The 16134-nt window shown below is 46.4% G+C and carries 30 protein-coding genes; 6 read left to right on the forward strand and 24 right to left on the reverse strand.

The annotated features are described in order from the left end of the window. Both tnpA and G598_RS0111365 read right to left on the reverse strand, forming a co-directional pair. Positions 1-216: IS200/IS605 family transposase (gene tnpA / locus G598_RS19045; protein WP_037364106.1), on the reverse strand; the 216-nt coding region annotated here is incomplete at its 3' end. A 189-nt stretch (positions 217-405) separates the two neighbouring features. Beyond that, positions 406-795 carry a desulfoferrodoxin family protein gene (locus G598_RS0111365; protein WP_026767067.1) on the reverse strand — a complete coding sequence of 130 codons (390 nt, stop codon included), beginning with the start codon at positions 793-795 and terminating at the stop codon, positions 406-408. Between the two features lie 159 nt (positions 796-954). Here G598_RS0111365 and G598_RS0111370 point away from each other — a divergent pair, with 159 nt between their 5' ends. Then, complete coding sequence (locus G598_RS0111370) at positions 955-1467, forward strand: DNA-deoxyinosine glycosylase (protein ID WP_026767068.1); 513 nt, start codon at positions 955-957, stop codon at positions 1465-1467. Positions 1468-1528: 61 nt separating this feature from the next. Further along, positions 1529-2101, forward strand: a complete 573-nt coding sequence (locus G598_RS0111375; protein WP_026767069.1) for a BsuPI-related putative proteinase inhibitor — start codon at positions 1529-1531, stop codon at positions 2099-2101. Here the strand turns inward: G598_RS0111375 and G598_RS0111380 are convergent. The 3 genes from G598_RS0111380 to G598_RS0111390 form a co-directional block, all read right to left on the reverse strand. Then, positions 2098-3087: a hypothetical protein gene (locus G598_RS0111380; RefSeq protein WP_026767070.1), complete on the reverse strand. Its 990-nt coding sequence runs from the start codon at positions 3085-3087 to the stop codon at positions 2098-2100. The genes G598_RS0111375 and G598_RS0111380 overlap by 4 nt on opposite strands. Positions 3088-3193: 106 nt before the next feature. Next, on the reverse strand, positions 3194-3382 hold the full coding sequence (locus tag G598_RS0111385) for an antA/AntB antirepressor family protein (RefSeq protein ID WP_026767071.1): 189 nt from the start codon (positions 3380-3382) through the stop codon (positions 3194-3196). 29 nt (positions 3383-3411) lie between these two features. After that, positions 3412-3609 carry a helix-turn-helix domain-containing protein gene (locus G598_RS0111390; protein ID WP_037364098.1) on the reverse strand — a complete coding sequence of 66 codons (198 nt, stop codon included), beginning with the start codon at positions 3607-3609 and terminating at the stop codon, positions 3412-3414. 134 nt (positions 3610-3743) lie between these two features. On the opposite strand from G598_RS0111390, the gene G598_RS19050 reads away from it, so the two are divergent. From G598_RS19050 to G598_RS0111410, 3 genes are all read left to right on the forward strand, one after another. Next, entirely contained in the window at positions 3744-4121 is a 378-nt protein-coding gene (locus G598_RS19050) for a helix-turn-helix transcriptional regulator (protein WP_071837977.1), read from the forward strand. Positions 4122-4354: 233 nt separating this feature from the next. Further along, complete coding sequence (locus G598_RS0111405) at positions 4355-5680, forward strand: hypothetical protein (RefSeq protein WP_026767073.1); 1326 nt, start codon at positions 4355-4357, stop codon at positions 5678-5680. 20 nt (positions 5681-5700) lie between these two features. Further along, on the forward strand, positions 5701-5886 hold the full coding sequence (locus G598_RS0111410) for a hypothetical protein (RefSeq protein WP_026767074.1): 186 nt from the start codon (positions 5701-5703) through the stop codon (positions 5884-5886). A 123-nt stretch (positions 5887-6009) separates the two neighbouring features. On the opposite strand, the gene G598_RS0111415 is transcribed toward G598_RS0111410, so the two are convergent. Further along, positions 6010-6402, reverse strand: a complete 393-nt coding sequence (locus tag G598_RS0111415) for a hypothetical protein (RefSeq protein ID WP_026767075.1) — start codon at positions 6400-6402, stop codon at positions 6010-6012. A gap of 204 nt (positions 6403-6606) precedes the next feature. On the opposite strand from G598_RS0111415, the gene G598_RS20460 reads away from it, so the two are divergent. After that, positions 6607-6984: a site-specific integrase gene (locus tag G598_RS20460; protein WP_071837978.1), complete on the forward strand. Its 378-nt coding sequence runs from the start codon at positions 6607-6609 to the stop codon at positions 6982-6984. A 74-nt stretch (positions 6985-7058) separates the two neighbouring features. Here G598_RS20460 and rplQ read toward each other — a convergent pair whose 3' ends face one another. The 18 genes from rplQ to rplX all read right to left on the reverse strand — a co-directional run bounded on the left by rplQ (position 7059) and on the right by rplX (position 16126). Beyond that, positions 7059-7397 (reverse strand): 50S ribosomal protein L17, encoded by a 339-nt coding sequence (gene rplQ, locus G598_RS0111425; RefSeq protein ID WP_014423862.1) that lies wholly within the window; start codon positions 7395-7397, stop codon positions 7059-7061. A gap of 14 nt (positions 7398-7411) precedes the next feature. Next, a complete protein-coding gene (locus G598_RS0111430) occupies positions 7412-8371 on the reverse strand; it encodes a DNA-directed RNA polymerase subunit alpha (RefSeq protein WP_026767077.1) in 960 nt (319 codons plus the stop codon). Positions 8372-8429: 58 nt separating this feature from the next. Then, the gene (rpsD, locus tag G598_RS0111435; RefSeq protein WP_026767078.1) at positions 8430-9023 is read right to left on the reverse strand and encodes a 30S ribosomal protein S4; all 594 of its coding nucleotides are present in this window, start codon (positions 9021-9023) and stop codon (positions 8430-8432) included. A gap of 20 nt (positions 9024-9043) precedes the next feature. Continuing rightward, positions 9044-9436: a 30S ribosomal protein S11 gene (gene rpsK / locus G598_RS0111440; protein ID WP_014423859.1), complete on the reverse strand. Its 393-nt coding sequence runs from the start codon at positions 9434-9436 to the stop codon at positions 9044-9046. 14 nt (positions 9437-9450) lie between these two features. Continuing rightward, positions 9451-9819: a 30S ribosomal protein S13 gene (rpsM, locus tag G598_RS0111445; protein WP_014423858.1), complete on the reverse strand. Its 369-nt coding sequence runs from the start codon at positions 9817-9819 to the stop codon at positions 9451-9453. Between the two features lie 26 nt (positions 9820-9845). Further along, positions 9846-9959 (reverse strand): 50S ribosomal protein L36, encoded by a 114-nt coding sequence (gene rpmJ / locus G598_RS0111450; RefSeq protein ID WP_014423857.1) that lies wholly within the window; start codon positions 9957-9959, stop codon positions 9846-9848. A gap of 139 nt (positions 9960-10098) precedes the next feature. Further along, the gene (gene infA, locus G598_RS0111455; protein WP_009645081.1) at positions 10099-10317 is read right to left on the reverse strand and encodes a translation initiation factor IF-1; all 219 of its coding nucleotides are present in this window, start codon (positions 10315-10317) and stop codon (positions 10099-10101) included. Positions 10318-10509: 192 nt separating this feature from the next. After that, complete coding sequence (locus tag G598_RS0111460; RefSeq protein ID WP_026767079.1) at positions 10510-11154, reverse strand: adenylate kinase; 645 nt, start codon at positions 11152-11154, stop codon at positions 10510-10512. 14 nt (positions 11155-11168) lie between these two features. Then, the gene (secY, locus tag G598_RS0111465; protein ID WP_026767080.1) at positions 11169-12425 is read right to left on the reverse strand and encodes a preprotein translocase subunit SecY; all 1257 of its coding nucleotides are present in this window, start codon (positions 12423-12425) and stop codon (positions 11169-11171) included. Between the two features lies 1 nt (position 12426). Beyond that, complete coding sequence (gene rplO / locus G598_RS0111470; protein WP_014423854.1) at positions 12427-12876, reverse strand: 50S ribosomal protein L15; 450 nt, start codon at positions 12874-12876, stop codon at positions 12427-12429. Between the two features lie 23 nt (positions 12877-12899). Then, on the reverse strand, positions 12900-13085 hold the full coding sequence (gene rpmD, locus G598_RS0111475) for a 50S ribosomal protein L30 (protein ID WP_026760287.1): 186 nt from the start codon (positions 13083-13085) through the stop codon (positions 12900-12902). A gap of 13 nt (positions 13086-13098) precedes the next feature. Beyond that, complete coding sequence (gene rpsE, locus G598_RS0111480; RefSeq protein ID WP_026767081.1) at positions 13099-13605, reverse strand: 30S ribosomal protein S5; 507 nt, start codon at positions 13603-13605, stop codon at positions 13099-13101. 27 nt (positions 13606-13632) lie between these two features. Beyond that, positions 13633-13992 carry a 50S ribosomal protein L18 gene (gene rplR / locus G598_RS0111485; protein WP_014423851.1) on the reverse strand — a complete coding sequence of 120 codons (360 nt, stop codon included), beginning with the start codon at positions 13990-13992 and terminating at the stop codon, positions 13633-13635. A 30-nt stretch (positions 13993-14022) separates the two neighbouring features. Further along, positions 14023-14574: a 50S ribosomal protein L6 gene (rplF, locus tag G598_RS0111490; protein ID WP_026767082.1), complete on the reverse strand. Its 552-nt coding sequence runs from the start codon at positions 14572-14574 to the stop codon at positions 14023-14025. A 26-nt stretch (positions 14575-14600) separates the two neighbouring features. Continuing rightward, on the reverse strand, positions 14601-14999 hold the full coding sequence (gene rpsH / locus G598_RS0111495) for a 30S ribosomal protein S8 (protein WP_014423849.1): 399 nt from the start codon (positions 14997-14999) through the stop codon (positions 14601-14603). A gap of 34 nt (positions 15000-15033) precedes the next feature. Then, the gene (locus G598_RS0111500) at positions 15034-15219 is read right to left on the reverse strand and encodes a type Z 30S ribosomal protein S14 (RefSeq protein WP_014423848.1); all 186 of its coding nucleotides are present in this window, start codon (positions 15217-15219) and stop codon (positions 15034-15036) included. 14 nt (positions 15220-15233) lie between these two features. Then, positions 15234-15773, reverse strand: coding sequence for a 50S ribosomal protein L5 (gene rplE / locus G598_RS0111505; protein ID WP_014423847.1), 540 nt, complete (start codon positions 15771-15773; stop codon positions 15234-15236). A gap of 20 nt (positions 15774-15793) precedes the next feature. Beyond that, positions 15794-16126 carry a 50S ribosomal protein L24 gene (gene rplX, locus G598_RS0111510; RefSeq protein WP_026767083.1) on the reverse strand — a complete coding sequence of 111 codons (333 nt, stop codon included), beginning with the start codon at positions 16124-16126 and terminating at the stop codon, positions 15794-15796. Positions 16127-16134: the final 8 nt, after the last annotated feature.

Here is a 16134-nt window from a genome sequence, read left to right on the forward strand (position 1 = left end):
CGGGTGAACCTCCAGTAGAAGATGCACATGGTCTGGCATGATTTCCATTTCGATTACATCGACTTGGATTTCTTCACAGATTGACTTGACCAGCTCCTTTAGTCTGGTGTCAACGCCATTGACCAACACTTTTCTGCGGTACTTGGGACAGAACACGATATGGTACTTACATGAATATACGATATTGTGGCTTGAATGATATTTTATTTCTCCCATATTTGTATCATACAACTTTAAGAAAGATAATACAACACAAGTTAAAAAGTAATTGTCCACCTTCAATTACTTACGTAAATACGGTGGACACGCCTTATATCCCCATAACTAAAGTTAGGGGTTTTACGGCGTTTTGGATAAAATCACCAGTATGTTCGACATACTGGCGATTTTTACACGATTTTTATTTTATTTCATATCCGCTTTCCACAGGCCATGCAGGTTACAATATTCAAAGACCGCTACGGGTTCATCCCCCTCGGCAATCTTAAACACTGCTTCCGGCTTATCCTCAGGCGTCAAATGACGCATCATCCCGCCCTGCTTCGTCTGCACATGAATCCACTCAATGAGATGCTCCGCAGTCATGGGATGAGCCACCGAACCTACCGTAACCTTCAACACACCTGCCTGCCGGTCAAAGTCAATCACCGGTACATGCTTTTCCTGTGCTGCATCCGTAGTATTGGCTACCAGCTCATTCATCGGCTGCCCACAGCACATCATCTCTCCTTTGCCATCATGAATCAGGCCCGTAAGGTTACCACAAACACTACAACGATAAAATCTGCTTGCCATAACTTTTCCTCCATTTTCATAATACACAAAACTATTTCGACACCCTCATTGTACAAAACGATAATGAAAAAAACAAGGAATCCATTTTTATTAATATTCCCCTATGCGGTTACTTCCCGGCATGATATGATAGAAAAAAATAGTTTAGGCGGTGATTTCATGTCCATAATCAATAACCATTGTGAGGGATTTTCTCCCAGCATTGATGAAAACTGTACCCATCTGATTCTCGGCTCCATGCCCAGCGTCGCTTCGCTCGGCGCCCAGGAGTATTACGCCCATCCACAAAACCGCTTTTGGCCCCTTATGGCCCGCATTTTAGAGCAAAACGACGCACCAACGGTCTATGCAGAACGCTTGAACATGCTGCTGCGCCATCATATTGCCCTTTGGGATTCCATCGCCACCTGTGAACGCAAAGGAAGCCTTGATGCCGATATCCACAACGAACGAGGCAATGATTTTTCTGCCTTGCTGAAACAATTCCCCCATATCCATACCATTTGTTTTAATGGCGGAAAATCGTTCCAATGCTTCAAAAAATACAATCAAGCCCTCCTAATCCGTCGTGATATCCATTTTTATAAACTGCCTTCCACCAGTCCCGCCAATGCCCGCTGGACAATCGAGCGTTTGGAAGATGAATGGAAAATCCCTTTTACACCGCAATAGCAAGGATAATTCCGGTTATCGTTGAATTATACAGATAAAAATTGCCGATAGGAGAATTATTATGCGCAAGACATGGATACCTTTATTACTCGCTGCTTGCCTGTTCAGCCCGACAACCACTTATGCCGGTTTTGGCACAGGCATTGGCATCAGCTTTCCAGCTTCAGGCTCAAGCACAGTAAGCAGTGGCAATACCTATGCCGCCCTGCAGTATGAAGCGCTGACCGAAGAACTTTCTCTATCCGAAAAAAGCGGCCGCCTGCTGTTGGAACTCAAAGTCAGCAACAACGGCGACACGCCTTATACGGCCAGCCATCGCACGGGCCAAATCTACGATTTTATCATCACCGACAAAAACGGCAAAAAAATATGGCAATGGTCGGATGGCATGGCCTTTACTCAGGCACTAAGCACCACCACCATTGCCCCGCACAGCTTTGAAGTCTACACGGCCGAACTCGACAGCAAGGCATACCGCAAAATCAAGGAAAACGCCGTACTGGCTACCGCCTATATCCTTGATACTCCCTGCCGGCTGTCGGCAAAACTGCCCACCCGCACCGCCTCCAAAAGCACACCGGTAATGATTCATGGCGGTGTGATATTCGGCAACGGCCGCTGGGTTGATGACTAATCTTCCAACGCCAAAACGCCATAAGCCGAACAGCCGCCACAAAGCAGCACCCGGTCACCATCTAATGGATAAATATGTAAAGCACGAAAACCGTTTAACGGTTCATTGAAAATTTTCTTGCCATTTACCCGGTCGAAAATCAGCAAATCGCCCTCTCGTCCCACCTGCAAAACATAATGTTTAGTTACAGCCCAATCCGCCGCTTTACCCAGCTTTCCCAAATAACATGTACGCAGTTCACCTTTTCGGTTAAACAGGCAAAGCATTTGAGGATGATTATCACCTAATGACAAACTGACAAAAAGATCATCACCCTCCAAATGAATCGGACGCAAAAGAGCCGTAGGCTCCTCTAAGCTTTTTCTAGCCTCAGATAGTATGACCTGTGTTTCACCAATAGAGGTTCCTTCCAGCTTAGCCAGACAAATCGTGTCCGGCGCTTGCACCATAAGCAGTTCGCCATTAGGCGTTCCCACCATGCGATTGTATTTCACATTCCAGGGAACACTTCCCCTATATGATTTTTTCCCATCATATAAGCCTAACATACCGTCCTTGCGTTCAAAGAGAACATACTCCTTACAAACCGTCAGATTATCACTGCGGCCTTTACTTTCTCCTATCTCCCTGCGTCTCAGGTACTTGTCACTCTGCTCAGGCTTACTGTATTGATAAATTCCCACATAATTGCCGTCATAGCCGCCAATGCCCGAGGGAGGACGATATTCCTCTCCCGGCTGATAAATCGCTCCATGGGCAAAGACAGCGAGCCCTCCCGTACCAACAAAATCACGGTTAGGCGGCGGGTCCGGCAATTTAAAAATCCGCCCCTGATGCCCGCCAAAGGAAAAGGTCATTGCCGGCTGTCCCATATCCTCCAGCAAAGAAACCGGCTTATCCGCCTCAACCGCCATTTCCGCACAGCCTCCTGCCAATAGCAAAACAGATAATACGCCCAGCAACACACTACAGAGAAAATTTTTCATCCCCATCCCCCTTTTCCGTTTGCCAGATTTTTCATTTACAATTCTTATTCGCTAAAAAATAACATTTTCCTTCACTTTTTGCGCCAAAAAAGCCCTGACCTTTCGGTCAGGGCTCTGCTTGCTGTAATATGAAATTACACGAGCTCATTTTTGAGCAAAAGTCCACACCTTCCACAAAACCGTACTCAACCATGCGCGGGAACCAATCTTTATACGCAGTTCCTACTTGCAAGAACTCATGCAAGCTCCGGCCATCCACCTTGTTTTCGTTGTTGATTTTGATAAGCTCGTTCATGCTTATACCTCCTTGTTACTTAACTCCGTTTAGTTGTTAAAAACATCAGCAAAAAGCTCCTCCATAGGAATACCGCTATCCACTTCCAGCTTCTTCATTAAATATGGTCTAGGCGTTTTAGTGCCCAGTTCCCAACAGTTCCATGCCTGTTGAGTTACGCCATAAGTAATGGCAATATCTGCCTGCGAGCGTTTGCCGCGATATTCAATAAGCTTCTCTCTTTTCATCAAGTCACCCCCCTAACAATCTTTGGTAGTTATAGATTGTCACAACCGAAGGTTGTTGTCAACGTTTTTAACTACTTTTTTTCGTTATACAATCACAACCTTGTGTTGTATCATTATTCATAGGAGGTGATTGAATGTCATTGTCGCAAAAGCTAAAAGACCTACGAGCCAAAAAAGGGCTTTCACAAGCGGCTCTTGCTGACATATTAGGTCTTTCTCAACAGGCCATAGGTAAATGGGAGCGTGATAAATCGACTCCTGATTACGAAACCCTGGTAAAAATCTCAAGCTATTTTCAAGTTCCTGTTGATGACTTATTGGAAACTAAGTTCACAAGCGGGCTTCTTGGCAAATCGGAAAACTTCGTTCCGCTCGAAGATGGCGATGCCGTCCTGCAACAATCACCTAAATGCCGTGTCCTGGTTCACACCACAAAAGGGCTGCCAGACGAGGCAATGGATGACTTAATAGCAATAGCCGAAGTATATAAGAAGAAGTATGGCATTGAGTAAGGGAGGAATTCTATGGATTCGGAACCTATAATATGTTATGACAAATTAGTTGACAAAGAAGATTACCTACTTATTGAAGGGTCAAAGCGGACGGTGGTTGTTATCAATAGTAGGTTACCTTTGGTAGAGCAAAATAGAATTTTATCTAAAATATTCAGAAGATTATTAAAGTTTTCTTAAATTTTTATTAGTTTGCAATTAAAACTTTATGAGAATATGGGAGGAAACCACGGATGGTTAAGAGACGAATATATATCTCTCTACTATCATTCTGTCTATGCCTAATCTTATCTACTCCTGTTTGTTGTGCGGAGAAAGTTTATACATTTGTTGGCATAATTGTTGAAGATGGTATACCTTATTTCTTTTGCACTCCACTACAATGTGCCCACCTTGTAATACTAGAATTAGAAGACATGCCTTATGCGGAAATATATATTGAAAATGATTCAGATGTAGAATCTCTATGCTATATTGATGAAATTCCTTCGGAAGAATATATAAATCAACTACTTATATATGGCAATATTTCCTATAGGAATACTCACATTTCTGGCACAAACAATATTACATCAGGTAATACTGTAATACCAGGGCATGGCAACATTAGCATAGGCAATGAATATATTGGAGGTGATAACAACGTTTCATCTGACAACACCATAATTCAAGGAGATAATAATCTCTATATTGGCAATAAACACATAGCAGGTTCCAATAATGAGGCAACTGGCAATACTTATTATGGAAAAAGTAATCAGGTAAAAATTGGCGAAACTACCGAAGGACAAGATAACAAAGTCTCGCACAATAAGGTATATGAGGGAAGCCAACAGGCATCAAGACGCCCCCAATCATCAGATAATAGCGGGGGGTTGTTTATTTTTTGTGTTTTAGTAATACCAGCATTATTGAAATTAGTTTCTTATATAATAAGAAACTTTGTAGAACCTACGAAAAAGACGACAATACCCCCAAAAATCACTGTTTCACCGATGCCAGAATCACCAACAAAACCTTTTCCAAAAGCTCCACTCAATCCAACACCAATGCCAGCACCACCGCCAACAATACATCATCGTGTACACAAAGAAAAATATAATCCACCAAAAGCCGCACATGGTTTTGCCTTAATAGACAATGAAACAATACCTGATGTTTCTGTAGAAGTTTCCCCTAAACATAATAGGGTTTGGATAAATGTTTCATTTAGTTCCTATTCCAAAAATTACAGTTACTTATTAGGTAATATTCCTGATTTACACATACATGATTTTGTATGTGTTAAAGCGCATGACAAATATGATGGATATAAACTTAAAACAAAAATCGTTAGAGTTGAATACATTAGTTATCCGGGCGAATATTCAGCGTGGGCAAGGTCACCTATTTTAGGTAAAGCAGATTCTCGCATTGTAACGCTTCCGAATAGTAATACGTTTCATTATGCTTGGTGTCACGAAATAAGAGATGCAAAAGAAATAATAGTATATAAAAATGAAACCGACGCTATTAAAGATGGGCTTAAACCATGCAAGCATTGTCGCCAAAAATGGTAATTATAAAGGAGGGATTGGGGATGGCAAACTTCTTTGAACGATATGTTATTCTTTGGATAGGTTGTATAGTAGGGCTAGGCTGGGATTTTACTTTCTTTACTGATGATAAAGGCTTTAATATGACCATTCTGTCGGTAATTCTTGTTGCTATTGCTGGTGCAATTGAGTATTTAGAATATAGGTATGGCAACAACGACAAACCATAAGCACAGCAAAAAGCCGCCTCAACTTAATGAGACGGCTTTTAGAAACTCCTTCCGCAAGTGCGGATGAGCTGATATATAGTAAGGAAAGGAACGACGATGAAAGGCAGGTGAATACTACACCTCCTAAATGGATATATCATCTTTACGAATAAAAATGCCAAAAAACTGTAACATATCCTGAAACACTACAAGCACTATAGTCATAAAAAACAGCATATTTAAACTAACTACTTTGCCTGTTTCTTTTTTCTTTTCCCTATATGCGGGAATGAACTCCAAAAAAAACTCTAATAAAACAGCTACGCAAAACCAAATAAAGGCATAACCATAATCCGTAGCAGCTAAGAAATATGCAAAGGGACTATACTGTAATACTTTTCTTAACAGCTTTTTCACGCTAAATCCTTTAATAGAACATAGCAAAGCGCCGACAATAGAAACGATAATCATCAATTCCACATTGCTGATATTGAACAATGACAATATAGCAGACAGAAGTATTAGTCCTATGAACATAGTTCTCACCTCCATATATGGACAGTGCCCTGCCGATTCCGCGCGACAGGGCAAGTTTGTGGAGCAGTTGGCCGCTGTCACGCCCCCACCATTGATTGAACAGCCCTCGTTTAGAGTGTTCGCGGCCTAGTAAGGTAGCCGCATAAGCCGACACGCCTGAGCGCGTCAATAAACTCACTGTCTATAAGCAAAAGCTTCAAACGATTGCACAAGAAAGATATATTAACATCCGGAAAAACAGCATCCAGTAGGCGCATCGTCATCATGCCGCAGTTTATAGCCGATATGCTAAAAGACTTTCGGCGCATGAACCTCTATAGCAGTGATAGAATATTTGATTTTTCCTCCGCAACACTGAATAACAAACTAGCTAGGTGCGCAGAGACAGCCGGAGTAAAAAGAATACGCATACACGACTTGCGACACTCTCACGCATCCATGCTTATCAAGGCCGGTTTTCAACCTATAGATGTTGCTGACCGGCTAGGGCACTCCAACGCAAATATCACATTGAAAGTGTACAGCCACTTCTATGATACAAAAAGATATGAGCTCGCCAACAAACTTAATGATCTGCATTAGTACGCTTTTAGTACGCTGTAAACAAAAAGAACCCCGCACCCCTTATAAATAAAGGGGATACGGAGTTCTTTTTATTATACGAGCTCGATGATAACCATCGGAGCTGCGTCACCGCGGCGTACGCCGAGTTTCAGGATACGGGTGTAACCGCCCTGACGGTCTGCGTATTTTGCTGCGATTTCGTCGAACAGCTTTCTTACTACATCTTCATCAGCAAGGGATGCGATTGCCTTGCGGCGGGCACTCAGGTCACCGCGCTTTGCCAGCGTGATGAGCTGCTCAGCAAACTTGCGGAGCTCTTTTGCCTTTGCTTCCGTCGTTTCAATGCGTCCATATCTGAAGAAGGAAGTAAGAATGCTAGTGAACAGCGCCTTGCGGGCTGCGGAGTTACGTCCTAATTTTCTGTAGCTCATTTATTTCCCTCTTTTCAATCGTTGTTTACTCTCAGCGCTAAACCGAGTTCCTCGAGCTTCTTCTTGACTTCTTCAAGAGATTTGCGGCCGAGGTTGCGGACCTTCATCATGTCATCTTCCGTCTTTTCAGCAAGGTCAGCGACCGTGTTGATGTTAGCACGTTTCAGACAGTTGAAAGAACGTACCGAGAGGTCAAGGTCTTCAATGGTCATTTCGAGAACCTTGGAAGTATCGTCCTCTACCTCTTCGGGGAAGGTTGCCTCCTCCTCTTCGATTTCTTCCGGCAGGCCGTCCATGCTCTGGAACAGCTTGAGGTGCATAACGAGGATACCGGCTGCTTTGCTGACTGCTTCTTCCGGACGCAGGGAACCATCGGTCCATACTTCAAGAATCAGCTTGTCATAGTCGGTTTCGTTACCTACACGCGTGTCCTGCACGGTGTAGTTTACACGCTGTACCGGGGAGAAAATCGAATCGATGGGAATTACCCCAATCGTGTCTTCCGGCTTTTTGTTCCGTTCTGCCGGAATGTAGCCACGACCACGAGCAACAGTCATCTCAATTTTGAGCTTGCCCGTTGCGTCAACCGTTGCAATGTGGAGGTCCGGATTGAGAATCTCAATGTCGGCATCACAGATGATGTCGGCAGCCGTAACTTCCTTTTCGCCCTCCACATCAATGCGGATAACCTTCGGCTCATTGCCCTGCATTTTGAGGCAGAGCTGCTTCAGGTTCAGAACGATATTGGTTACGTCATCCCGGACACCCGGAATGGTGGAGAACTCGTGGAGCACTCCATCAATGCGAATGGAGGTAATTGCAGAACCTTCCAGAGAAGACAGGAGCATGCGGCGCAGGCTGTTGCCGAACGTCGTGCCATAGCCGCGTTCGAGCGGTTCGCAGACGAATTTGCCGTAGCGGTTGTCTTCACTGATTTCCACAATTTCAATTTTCGGTTTCTCGATGTCTATCATCTGGAATGAACCTCCTCAATAATTAACAGAACACTATGCACACAGGCACAAATATTCATTATTTGGAGTACAACTCGACGATAGCCTGCTCGTTAACAGGAACATCGATTTCATCACGGTTCGGGAAACGCGTTACCGTACCCGTGAGGTTAGCCTGGTCAGCCTGGAGCCATGCCGGAGCGGACAGGGCATTGCTGCTTTCCTTCAGTTCTTTGAAGAAAGCGTTGGACTGGCTCTTTTCGCTAACTGCGATTACATCGTTGGCATGAACCATTGCGGACGGAATGTCTACGCGCTGGCCATTAACGGTGAAGTGACCGTGACGAACGAGCTGACGAGCCTGACGACGCGTGTTAGCGAGGCCAAGACGATATACAACGTTGTCTAGACGGCGCTCAAGAAGACCAAGGAGGTTTTCACCCGTTACACCCTGCATCTTCTTAGCTTTATCGTAGTATCCACGGAACTGCTTTTCCAGTACGCCGTAGATGAACTTTGCTTTCTGCTTTTCTTTCAGCTGCATGCCGTATTCGGAAACCTTACGGTTCGTGCGGCGCGGCTGACGCTTGGATTCTTTGGAACGACCGATAACAGCCGGTTCAATGCCGAGGGCACGGCATCTTTTCAGGGCTGGTACTCTATCAATTGCCATACTTTTACTTGCACCTCCTATTAAACTCTTCTACGCTTCGGCGGACGGCATCCGTTGTGCGGAATCGGAGTAACATCTTTGATCATGTTTACTTCGAGGCCAGTTGCCTGCAGGGAACGGATTGCGGCTTCACGGCCGGCACCAGGACCCTTAACGTATACTTCGACCTGCTTGAGGCCATGTTCCATAGCTGCCTTTGCAGCCGTTTCAGCTGCCATCTGTGCAGCGAACGGCGTGCTCTTACGGGAACCACGGAAACCAAGGCCGCCTGCGCTGGCCCAGGAAAGTGCATTACCGCTCTTATCGGTAAGCGTTACAATCGTATTGTTAAACGTAGAACTGATATGGGCTACGCCATATTCGACGTTCTTACGAACTTTTTTCTTCGTGCGGACTGCTTTCTTAACTGCCACCAGTTAACCCTCCTTTATTTCTTCTTGCCTGCTACGGCCTTTTTCGGGCCTTTACGGGTACGGGCGTTGTTCTTGGTGTTCTGTCCGCGAACGGGCAGGCCAAGACGGTGGCGACGACCACGGTAGCAGCCGATATCAACGAGTCTCTTGATGTTCATCTGACGTTCACGGCGAAGGTCACCTTCCACCAGAACGTTCTTATCGATGGCATCACGAAGTTTTACAACTTCATCCTCCGTGAGGTCACGCGTACGGGTATCCGGATTGATACCAGTCTCCTTCAGTAAGTCCTTAGAAGTCTTCAGACCAATACCGAAGATGTACGTTAATGCAATTTCAATTCTCTTGTCACGGGGTAAATCTACACCGGCAATACGTGCCATTAATAAAGCACCTCCTTATTTCTTAATTAACCTTGTCTCTGTTTATGCTTCGGATTTTCGCAGATGACCATAACACGGCCTTTGCGCTTAATGACTTTGCATTTTTCACAAATCCGCTTTACTGACGGTTTTACCTTCATCTTGGTTTTGCCCCCTTTTCCTTATTGTCAGTCTCATTTTGCTAGTATAGCATGTTTGTTTCCCTTTGCCTAGTGGCAAAATGAAATTTTTTATAAAAAATTTGAAATGATAACAAACATAGCAAAAGCGGAGATGACCTTATTTGAATCGGTAGGTTATACGGCCACGCGTTAAGTCATACGGCGTGAGTTCGATAGTGACTTTGTCTCCCGGAAGAATACGGATGAAGTTCATGCGAATCTTGCCGGATACATGCGCCAGTACAACATGACCATTTTCAAGTTCAACCTGGAACATTGCATTGGGCAGTGCTTCCAGGACTTTACCTTCTACTTCAATAACATCTTGTTTCGACATGTTTTTCTCCTCTTGCAGATGTATAAATTGGTTGGGCCAAAAAGTCATCTAAGGAGCTTTTACATTTCTTAGAAATGCCATGCCCAACAACAGGTTGTTAATCAAAATTATTTAATCATTGTAATGGGCGGCAGTGTCTGCCGCCCTTACAACAACTTCTATCGCTGCGTGAATTTCACCAACGGTTTTGACTCAGCCTTTCAGAACTGCAACGAGGTCTGACGTAACTTTGTCAATCGCCTGTCTGCCATCTACTTCCGTATAAAGACCAGCCTTTTGATAGTATTCAATCAGCGGGCGCGTGGAATCTTCGTATACGGAGAGACGACTCTTCATCGTTTCTTCCGTATCGTCAGCACGCTGGAAGAGTTCGCTGCCGCACTCATCGCAGGTTCCTTCCGTCTTGGACGGATTGAACTTCACATGGTAGGTTGCACCGCACTTTTTGCAGATGCGGCGGCCCACAGCGCGTTCGATGAGGTCAGCTGCCGGAACATTGATGTTCAGGACACACGTCAGGCTTAAGCCGAGGTCCTCCAAAATACCTTTGAGGGCATCTGCCTGTTCAACGGTACGGGGGAAACCATCGAGGATAAAACCTTTCTTGCAGTCATCTTTGGCAAGACGCTCACGGACAATGCCGATGGTAACTTCGTCAGGAACGAGCTTACCTGCGTCCATGCAGGCTTTCGCCTGCTTGCCCAGTTCAGTGCCTTCCTTTACCGCTGCACGGAACATATCGCCCGTGGAGATGTGGGGAACACCAAACTCTTTGACCAGTTCAGCCGCCTGCGTGCCTTTGCCGGCACCCGGGGGGCCCATTAACAGGATATGCATGTTTTTTGCCTCCTTTATTTCATGAACCCTTCGTAGTGGCGCATAACAATCATGGCTTCAATCTGCTTCATGGTCTGTAGGGCAACGCCCACCACAATCAACAGTGCCGTACCGCCAAAGTATACACCCTGAATATTGGTAGCGGCTGCCACCATATTCGGCAGTACTGCGATGAAAGCCAGGAAAATCGAGCCAGCAAGCGTGATACGAGTCATGACATGATCTAAATAATCTGCCGTTGGCTGTCCCGGACGAATGCCCGGGATGAAACCACCGTATTTTTTCAGATTCTCTGCCATATCCGATATCTTTACAGTAACCGCAGTATAGAAGTAGGTAAAGAAGATTATCATGCCTACATATAATGTAGTCTGTAACGGTTTACCCCACTCCAGATAACTGGCAACGGTCTTTACCCAGGGAATATCAATAAACTGGGCAATGGTTACTGGAAACATCAGCACGGATGACGCAAAGATAATTGGGATTACGCCCGCCTGATTCACTTTCAGGGGGATGTGGCTGGAATGACCGCCATAGGTACCTCTGCTGCCAACCCGTTTCGTATAGGAAATAGGAATGCGGCGGAAACCATTCTCCACATGTACCACGAACACCACCATCGCAATCGCAATGAGTGCAAACATGAATACGGAGAAATAGCTGATTGTACCAGCCTGGACGTAATGATAAATAGTTCCGATATTTTTCGGCAGAGCCGCTACGATACCGGCAAAGATGATAAGGGAAATACCATTACCAACACCGTTAGCCGTAATCTGCTCACCGAGCCACATCAAAAACACCGTGCCCGCCGTCAGCGTGATTGCAATAATCAGGATGTTGACGGGGCTTGGATTCAAAATAGCTGCCTTCAGGCCAATGGACATGCCAATCGCCTGAAAGAAAGCCAATACTACCGTGAGGTAGCGGGTAACCTGAGTGGTCTTTTTGTGTCCTTCCTGACCTTCCTTTGACCATTGCTCCAATGTGGGGATTACCACATTCAGCAGCTGAATGATAATCGCCGCGTTGATGTATGGAGTAATGGACATCGCGAAGATGGAGAACTTACTGAAAGCACCACCAGAAAAGAGATCTAACAGACCAAAGAGGTTGCCGTTTGCGAACAACTGCTCAATCGCTGTCGGGTCAACCCCCGGAACGGGGATATGCGTCCCCATCCGGAAGATGGCAAACATAATCAAAGTAAAGGTTATTTTCTGCCTAAGCTCCGGAATTTTCCATACGTTGCCAAGGGCTGAAAGCACCTTACTTCACCTCAATCTTCTCGATCTGGCCGCCTGCTGCGGTAATCTTTTCCTCAGCGGACTTCGTGAAGCCATTAGCGCGAACCGTCAGCTTCTTCGTGAGTTCGCCGTTGCCGAGAATACGGATGCCGTCCTGAACGTTCTTCAGGATACCAGCTTCAACGAGAACAACGGGATCAACCGTCGTGCCATCTTCGAAGCGGTTCAGGGATTCAACATTCACTTCAGCGAAGGTCTTAGCCCAGATATTCTTGAAGCCGCGCTTCGGGAGACGACGGTACAGAGGCATCTGGCCACCTTCGAAGCCCGTGCGAACGCCGCCGCCGCTGCGGGAATTCTGGCCCTTCATACCCTTGCCGGAAGTCTTACCATTACCGGAACCCAGACCGCGACCTACACGGTTGCGAACCTTGCGGGAACCAGCTGCTGGCTGTAATTCATGTAATTTCATCTGCGTGCACCTCCTGTCTTATCTTATTCTGCGATTTTTTCTACGGTAATCAGATGCTCAACTTTGTGGAGCTGACCGCGGATAGCCGGGTTGTCCGGCAGTTCAACAACAGAGTTGATCTTGCGCAGGCCAAGAGAACGAACAGTCTTGCGCTGCGTTTCGGGACGGCCGATCAGGCTTCTTTTAAGAGTTACTTTAATTTTTGCCATTGTCGCGCCCTCCTTAACCTAAGATTTCCTGAACCGTCTTGCCACGGAGTTCAGCAACCGTTTCAGCACGCTTGAGGGCCTTGAGGCCTTCCATCGTAGCGCGTACCATGTTGTTCGGGTTGGAAGAACCCAGGGACTTGGTCAGAATGTCATGGATGCCGGCGAGCTCAAGTACGGCACGAGCCGGGCCGCCAGCGATAACACCAGTACCTTTGGCAGCCGGCTTCAGCATAACCTTACCAGCACCAAAGATGCCCAGCATCTCATGAGGAATCGTACGGCCATCGAAGAGAGCAACCTCGATGAGGTTCTTCTTTGCATCTTCAACGCCTTTGCGGATAGCTTCGGGAACTTCAGCAGCTTTGCCGAGACCTACGCCAACTTTGCCCTTCTTGTTGCCAACAACAACGAGAGCACTGAACGAGAAACGACGGCCGCCCTTGACGACTTTCGCAACTCGATTTATGTATACAACTTTCTCCTCGAACTCTGGAGTTTCGTTGTCCATATTTCTAGCCATTCATTTACCTCCTTCAGTATTAATGATTTAGAACTTCAGACCTGCTTCGCGGGCAGCTTCAGCCAGAGCAGCTACACGGCCATGGTAAACATAACCGCCACGGTCGAAAACAACTTCGCTGATACCCTTTTCGAGAGCACGCTTAGCAACTTCAGCACCGATAGCCTTAGCTGCTTCGATGTTGCCGCCGTAGTTTTCAAAGCCCTTGTCCTGAGTGCTTGCGGAAACGAGGGTTACGCCCTTTTCATCATCAATGACCTGAGCATAAATGTTTGCAAGGCTTCTGTATACGTTGAGGCGCGGACGAGCTGCCGTACCTGCAATATGGTTGCGGACACGCAGATGACGTTTCTGACGTGCCTTATTTTTATCTGCTTTAACCAGCACAGAGATTCACTCCTTTCTCGAATCAGTACCTTATTTCTTGCCCTTAGCGCCGGCTTTACCTTCTTTACGACGGATATGTTCGCCAGCGTATTTGATACCCTTGCCTTTGTACGGTTCGGGTTCACGGAAGCTGCGGATTTCAGCGGCAATCTGGCCAACAACTTCTTTGTCGATACCAGAAACCGTGATAGCGTTTGCAGAGGGGCATTCGAATTTGATGCCCTTCGGCGGCTCAACAACTACCGGATGGGAGAAACCAAGGGACAGGTTCAGCGCAGTGCCCTTAAGCTGAGCACGGTAGCCGACACCATTGATTTCGAGGTTCTTGGAGAAACCTTCCGTAACACCAACAACCATGTTGTTGATGAGCGTACGGGAAAGACCATGAAGAGATCTGTGGGTCTTATCGTCGGAGGGGCGTTCTACTTTCAGAACGTTACCTTCAACGGTTATTTTCATTTCCGAGCTAATCTGGCGGGAAAGTTCACCTTTCGGGCCTTTAACACTTACCAAATTGTCATCGCCAACAGTGACGGTTACGCCAGCTGGGATTTCAATCGGTGCATTACCAATTCTTGACATCTGTACACCTCCTGACTACTTTTCGATTACCAAACGTATGCAACAACTTCGCCGCCAAGGCCAGCTTTACGAGCCTGCTTGTCGCTCATGATGCCCTTGGAAGTGGAGATGATAGCGATACCCAGACCACCGAGTACACGGGGCAGTTCGCTCTTCTTAGCGTACTGGCGCAGGCCAGGCTTAGAAATACGTTTGATACCGGAAATAACCTTCTCACGGTTCGGGCCGTATTTGAGGGAAACAGAGATCATGCCCTGCTTGCCATCTTCAGTGAAGGTGTAGTCCTTGATGAAACCCTCTTCCTTCAAAACTTCAGCGATAGCCGTTTTGATTTTGGAACCCGGGATTTCAACACTTTCGTGGTATACATTGTTTGCATTGCGCAAACGAGTCAGCATATCTGCAATAGGATCAGTCATTGCCATTGAATCGATATCCTCCTTTTACTTTAAATCAATCTTACCAGCTGGCTTTGGTTACGCCAGGGATAGCGCCTTTGTAGCTCTGCTCACGGAAGCAGATACGGCACATATCAAACTTACGCATATAACCATGCGGACGGCCGCAAATTTTGCAACGGTTGTAACCGCGAGTGGAGAACTTCGGTTCTTTGCTCCACTTTTCTACCATAGCTTTCTTAGCCAAGTTTCCTTACCTCCTTATGCTTTGAACGGCATACCCATGAGTTTCAGGAGCTCTCTGGCTTCTTCATCCGTCTGTGCCGTCGTAACGATAACAATGTTCATACCGCGGAGCTTGTCGATTTTATCGTATTCAATCTCCGGGAAGATGAGCTGCTCTTTCAGGCCGATAGCGTAGTTGCCGCGACCATCAAAAGCCTTGTCGCTTACACCGCGGAAGTCACGTACACGGGGCAGAGCCACGTTCATGAACTTATCGAGGAACTGGTACATGCGCTGACCGCGAAGGGTTACTTTGCAGCCGATGGGCATGCCTTCACGCAGTTTCCAGGCAGCGAGGGATTTCTTTGCACGGGTCAGGAGCGGCTTCTGGCCAGCGATGATCGTCAGATCAGCTACGGCAGAGTCCAAAGCCTTGGGGTTACCAACGGCTTCGCCAACACCCATGTTGATGATAATCTTTTCGATTTTCGGAAGCTGCATTACGTTCTTGTAACCGAACTTTTCGGTCATTGCTTTGCAAACTTCGTTCTGATATTTTTCCTGTAATCTATCCACTTATGCTCCTCCTTTCCAAATTATTTCGTCTGGTCGATAACTTCGCCGCACTTCTTGCAGGCGCGAACCATCTTGCCATTAACTTCCTTATGCGCAACGCGGGTTGCTTTGGAGCATGCCGGGCAAACCAGCATAACCTTGCAAGCGTGCATGGGCATTTCCTTTACGAGGATACCGCCCTGGGGAGCCTTCTGGTTCGGTTTCGTGTGACGCTTAACTTTGTTAACGCCTTCCACAACAACCTTACCGTGCTTGGGCATAGCAGCTACAACCTTGCCCTGCTTGCCTTTATCTTTGCCGGACAATACAACGACCGTATCGCCCTTCTTTACGTTCAACTTAACGAATGCCAAAATCGCAC

The sequence above is a fragment of the Selenomonas ruminantium subsp. ruminantium ATCC 12561 genome, assembly GCF_000424065.1.
Lineage (GTDB): Bacteria > Bacillota > Negativicutes > Selenomonadales > Selenomonadaceae > Selenomonas_A > Selenomonas_A ruminantium.

Bases quoted from the DNA above. Each gene is read 5' to 3' on its own strand.
- G598_RS0111365 (WP_026767067.1), bottom strand. From the start codon at position 795: ATGGCAAGCAGATTTTATCGTTGTAGTGTTTGTGGTAACCTTACGGGC.
- G598_RS0111370 (WP_026767068.1), top strand. From the start codon at position 955: ATGTCCATAATCAATAACCATTGTGAGGGATTTTCTCCCAGCATTGAT.
- G598_RS0111375 (WP_026767069.1), top strand. From the start codon at position 1,529: ATGCGCAAGACATGGATACCTTTATTACTCGCTGCTTGCCTGTTCAGC.
- G598_RS0111380 (WP_026767070.1), bottom strand. From the start codon at position 3,087: ATGAAAAATTTTCTCTGTAGTGTGTTGCTGGGCGTATTATCTGTTTTG.
- G598_RS0111385 (WP_026767071.1), bottom strand. From the start codon at position 3,382: ATGAACGAGCTTATCAAAATCAACAACGAAAACAAGGTGGATGGCCGG.
- G598_RS0111390 (WP_037364098.1), bottom strand. From the start codon at position 3,609: ATGAAAAGAGAGAAGCTTATTGAATATCGCGGCAAACGCTCGCAGGCA.
- G598_RS19050 (WP_071837977.1), top strand. From the start codon at position 3,744: ATGTCATTGTCGCAAAAGCTAAAAGACCTACGAGCCAAAAAAGGGCTT.
- G598_RS0111405 (WP_026767073.1), top strand. From the start codon at position 4,355: ATGGTTAAGAGACGAATATATATCTCTCTACTATCATTCTGTCTATGC.
- G598_RS0111410 (WP_026767074.1), top strand. From the start codon at position 5,701: ATGGCAAACTTCTTTGAACGATATGTTATTCTTTGGATAGGTTGTATA.
- G598_RS0111415 (WP_026767075.1), bottom strand. From the start codon at position 6,402: ATGTTCATAGGACTAATACTTCTGTCTGCTATATTGTCATTGTTCAAT.
- rplQ (WP_014423862.1), bottom strand. From the start codon at position 7,397: ATGAGCTACAGAAAATTAGGACGTAACTCCGCAGCCCGCAAGGCGCTG.
- G598_RS0111430 (WP_026767077.1), bottom strand. From the start codon at position 8,371: ATGATAGACATCGAGAAACCGAAAATTGAAATTGTGGAAATCAGTGAA.
- rpsD (WP_026767078.1), bottom strand. From the start codon at position 9,023: ATGGCAATTGATAGAGTACCAGCCCTGAAAAGATGCCGTGCCCTCGGC.
- rpsM (WP_014423858.1), bottom strand. From the start codon at position 9,819: ATGGCACGTATTGCCGGTGTAGATTTACCCCGTGACAAGAGAATTGAA.
- rpmJ (WP_014423857.1), bottom strand. From the start codon at position 9,959: ATGAAGGTAAAACCGTCAGTAAAGCGGATTTGTGAAAAATGCAAAGTC.
- infA (WP_009645081.1), bottom strand. From the start codon at position 10,317: ATGTCGAAACAAGATGTTATTGAAGTAGAAGGTAAAGTCCTGGAAGCA.
- G598_RS0111460 (WP_026767079.1), bottom strand. From the start codon at position 11,154: ATGCATATCCTGTTAATGGGCCCCCCGGGTGCCGGCAAAGGCACGCAG.
- rplO (WP_014423854.1), bottom strand. From the start codon at position 12,876: ATGAAATTACATGAATTACAGCCAGCAGCTGGTTCCCGCAAGGTTCGC.
- rpmD (WP_026760287.1), bottom strand. From the start codon at position 13,085: ATGGCAAAAATTAAAGTAACTCTTAAAAGAAGCCTGATCGGCCGTCCC.
- rpsE (WP_026767081.1), bottom strand. From the start codon at position 13,605: ATGGCTAGAAATATGGACAACGAAACTCCAGAGTTCGAGGAGAAAGTT.
- rplF (WP_026767082.1), bottom strand. From the start codon at position 14,574: ATGTCAAGAATTGGTAATGCACCGATTGAAATCCCAGCTGGCGTAACC.
- rpsH (WP_014423849.1), bottom strand. From the start codon at position 14,999: ATGGCAATGACTGATCCTATTGCAGATATGCTGACTCGTTTGCGCAAT.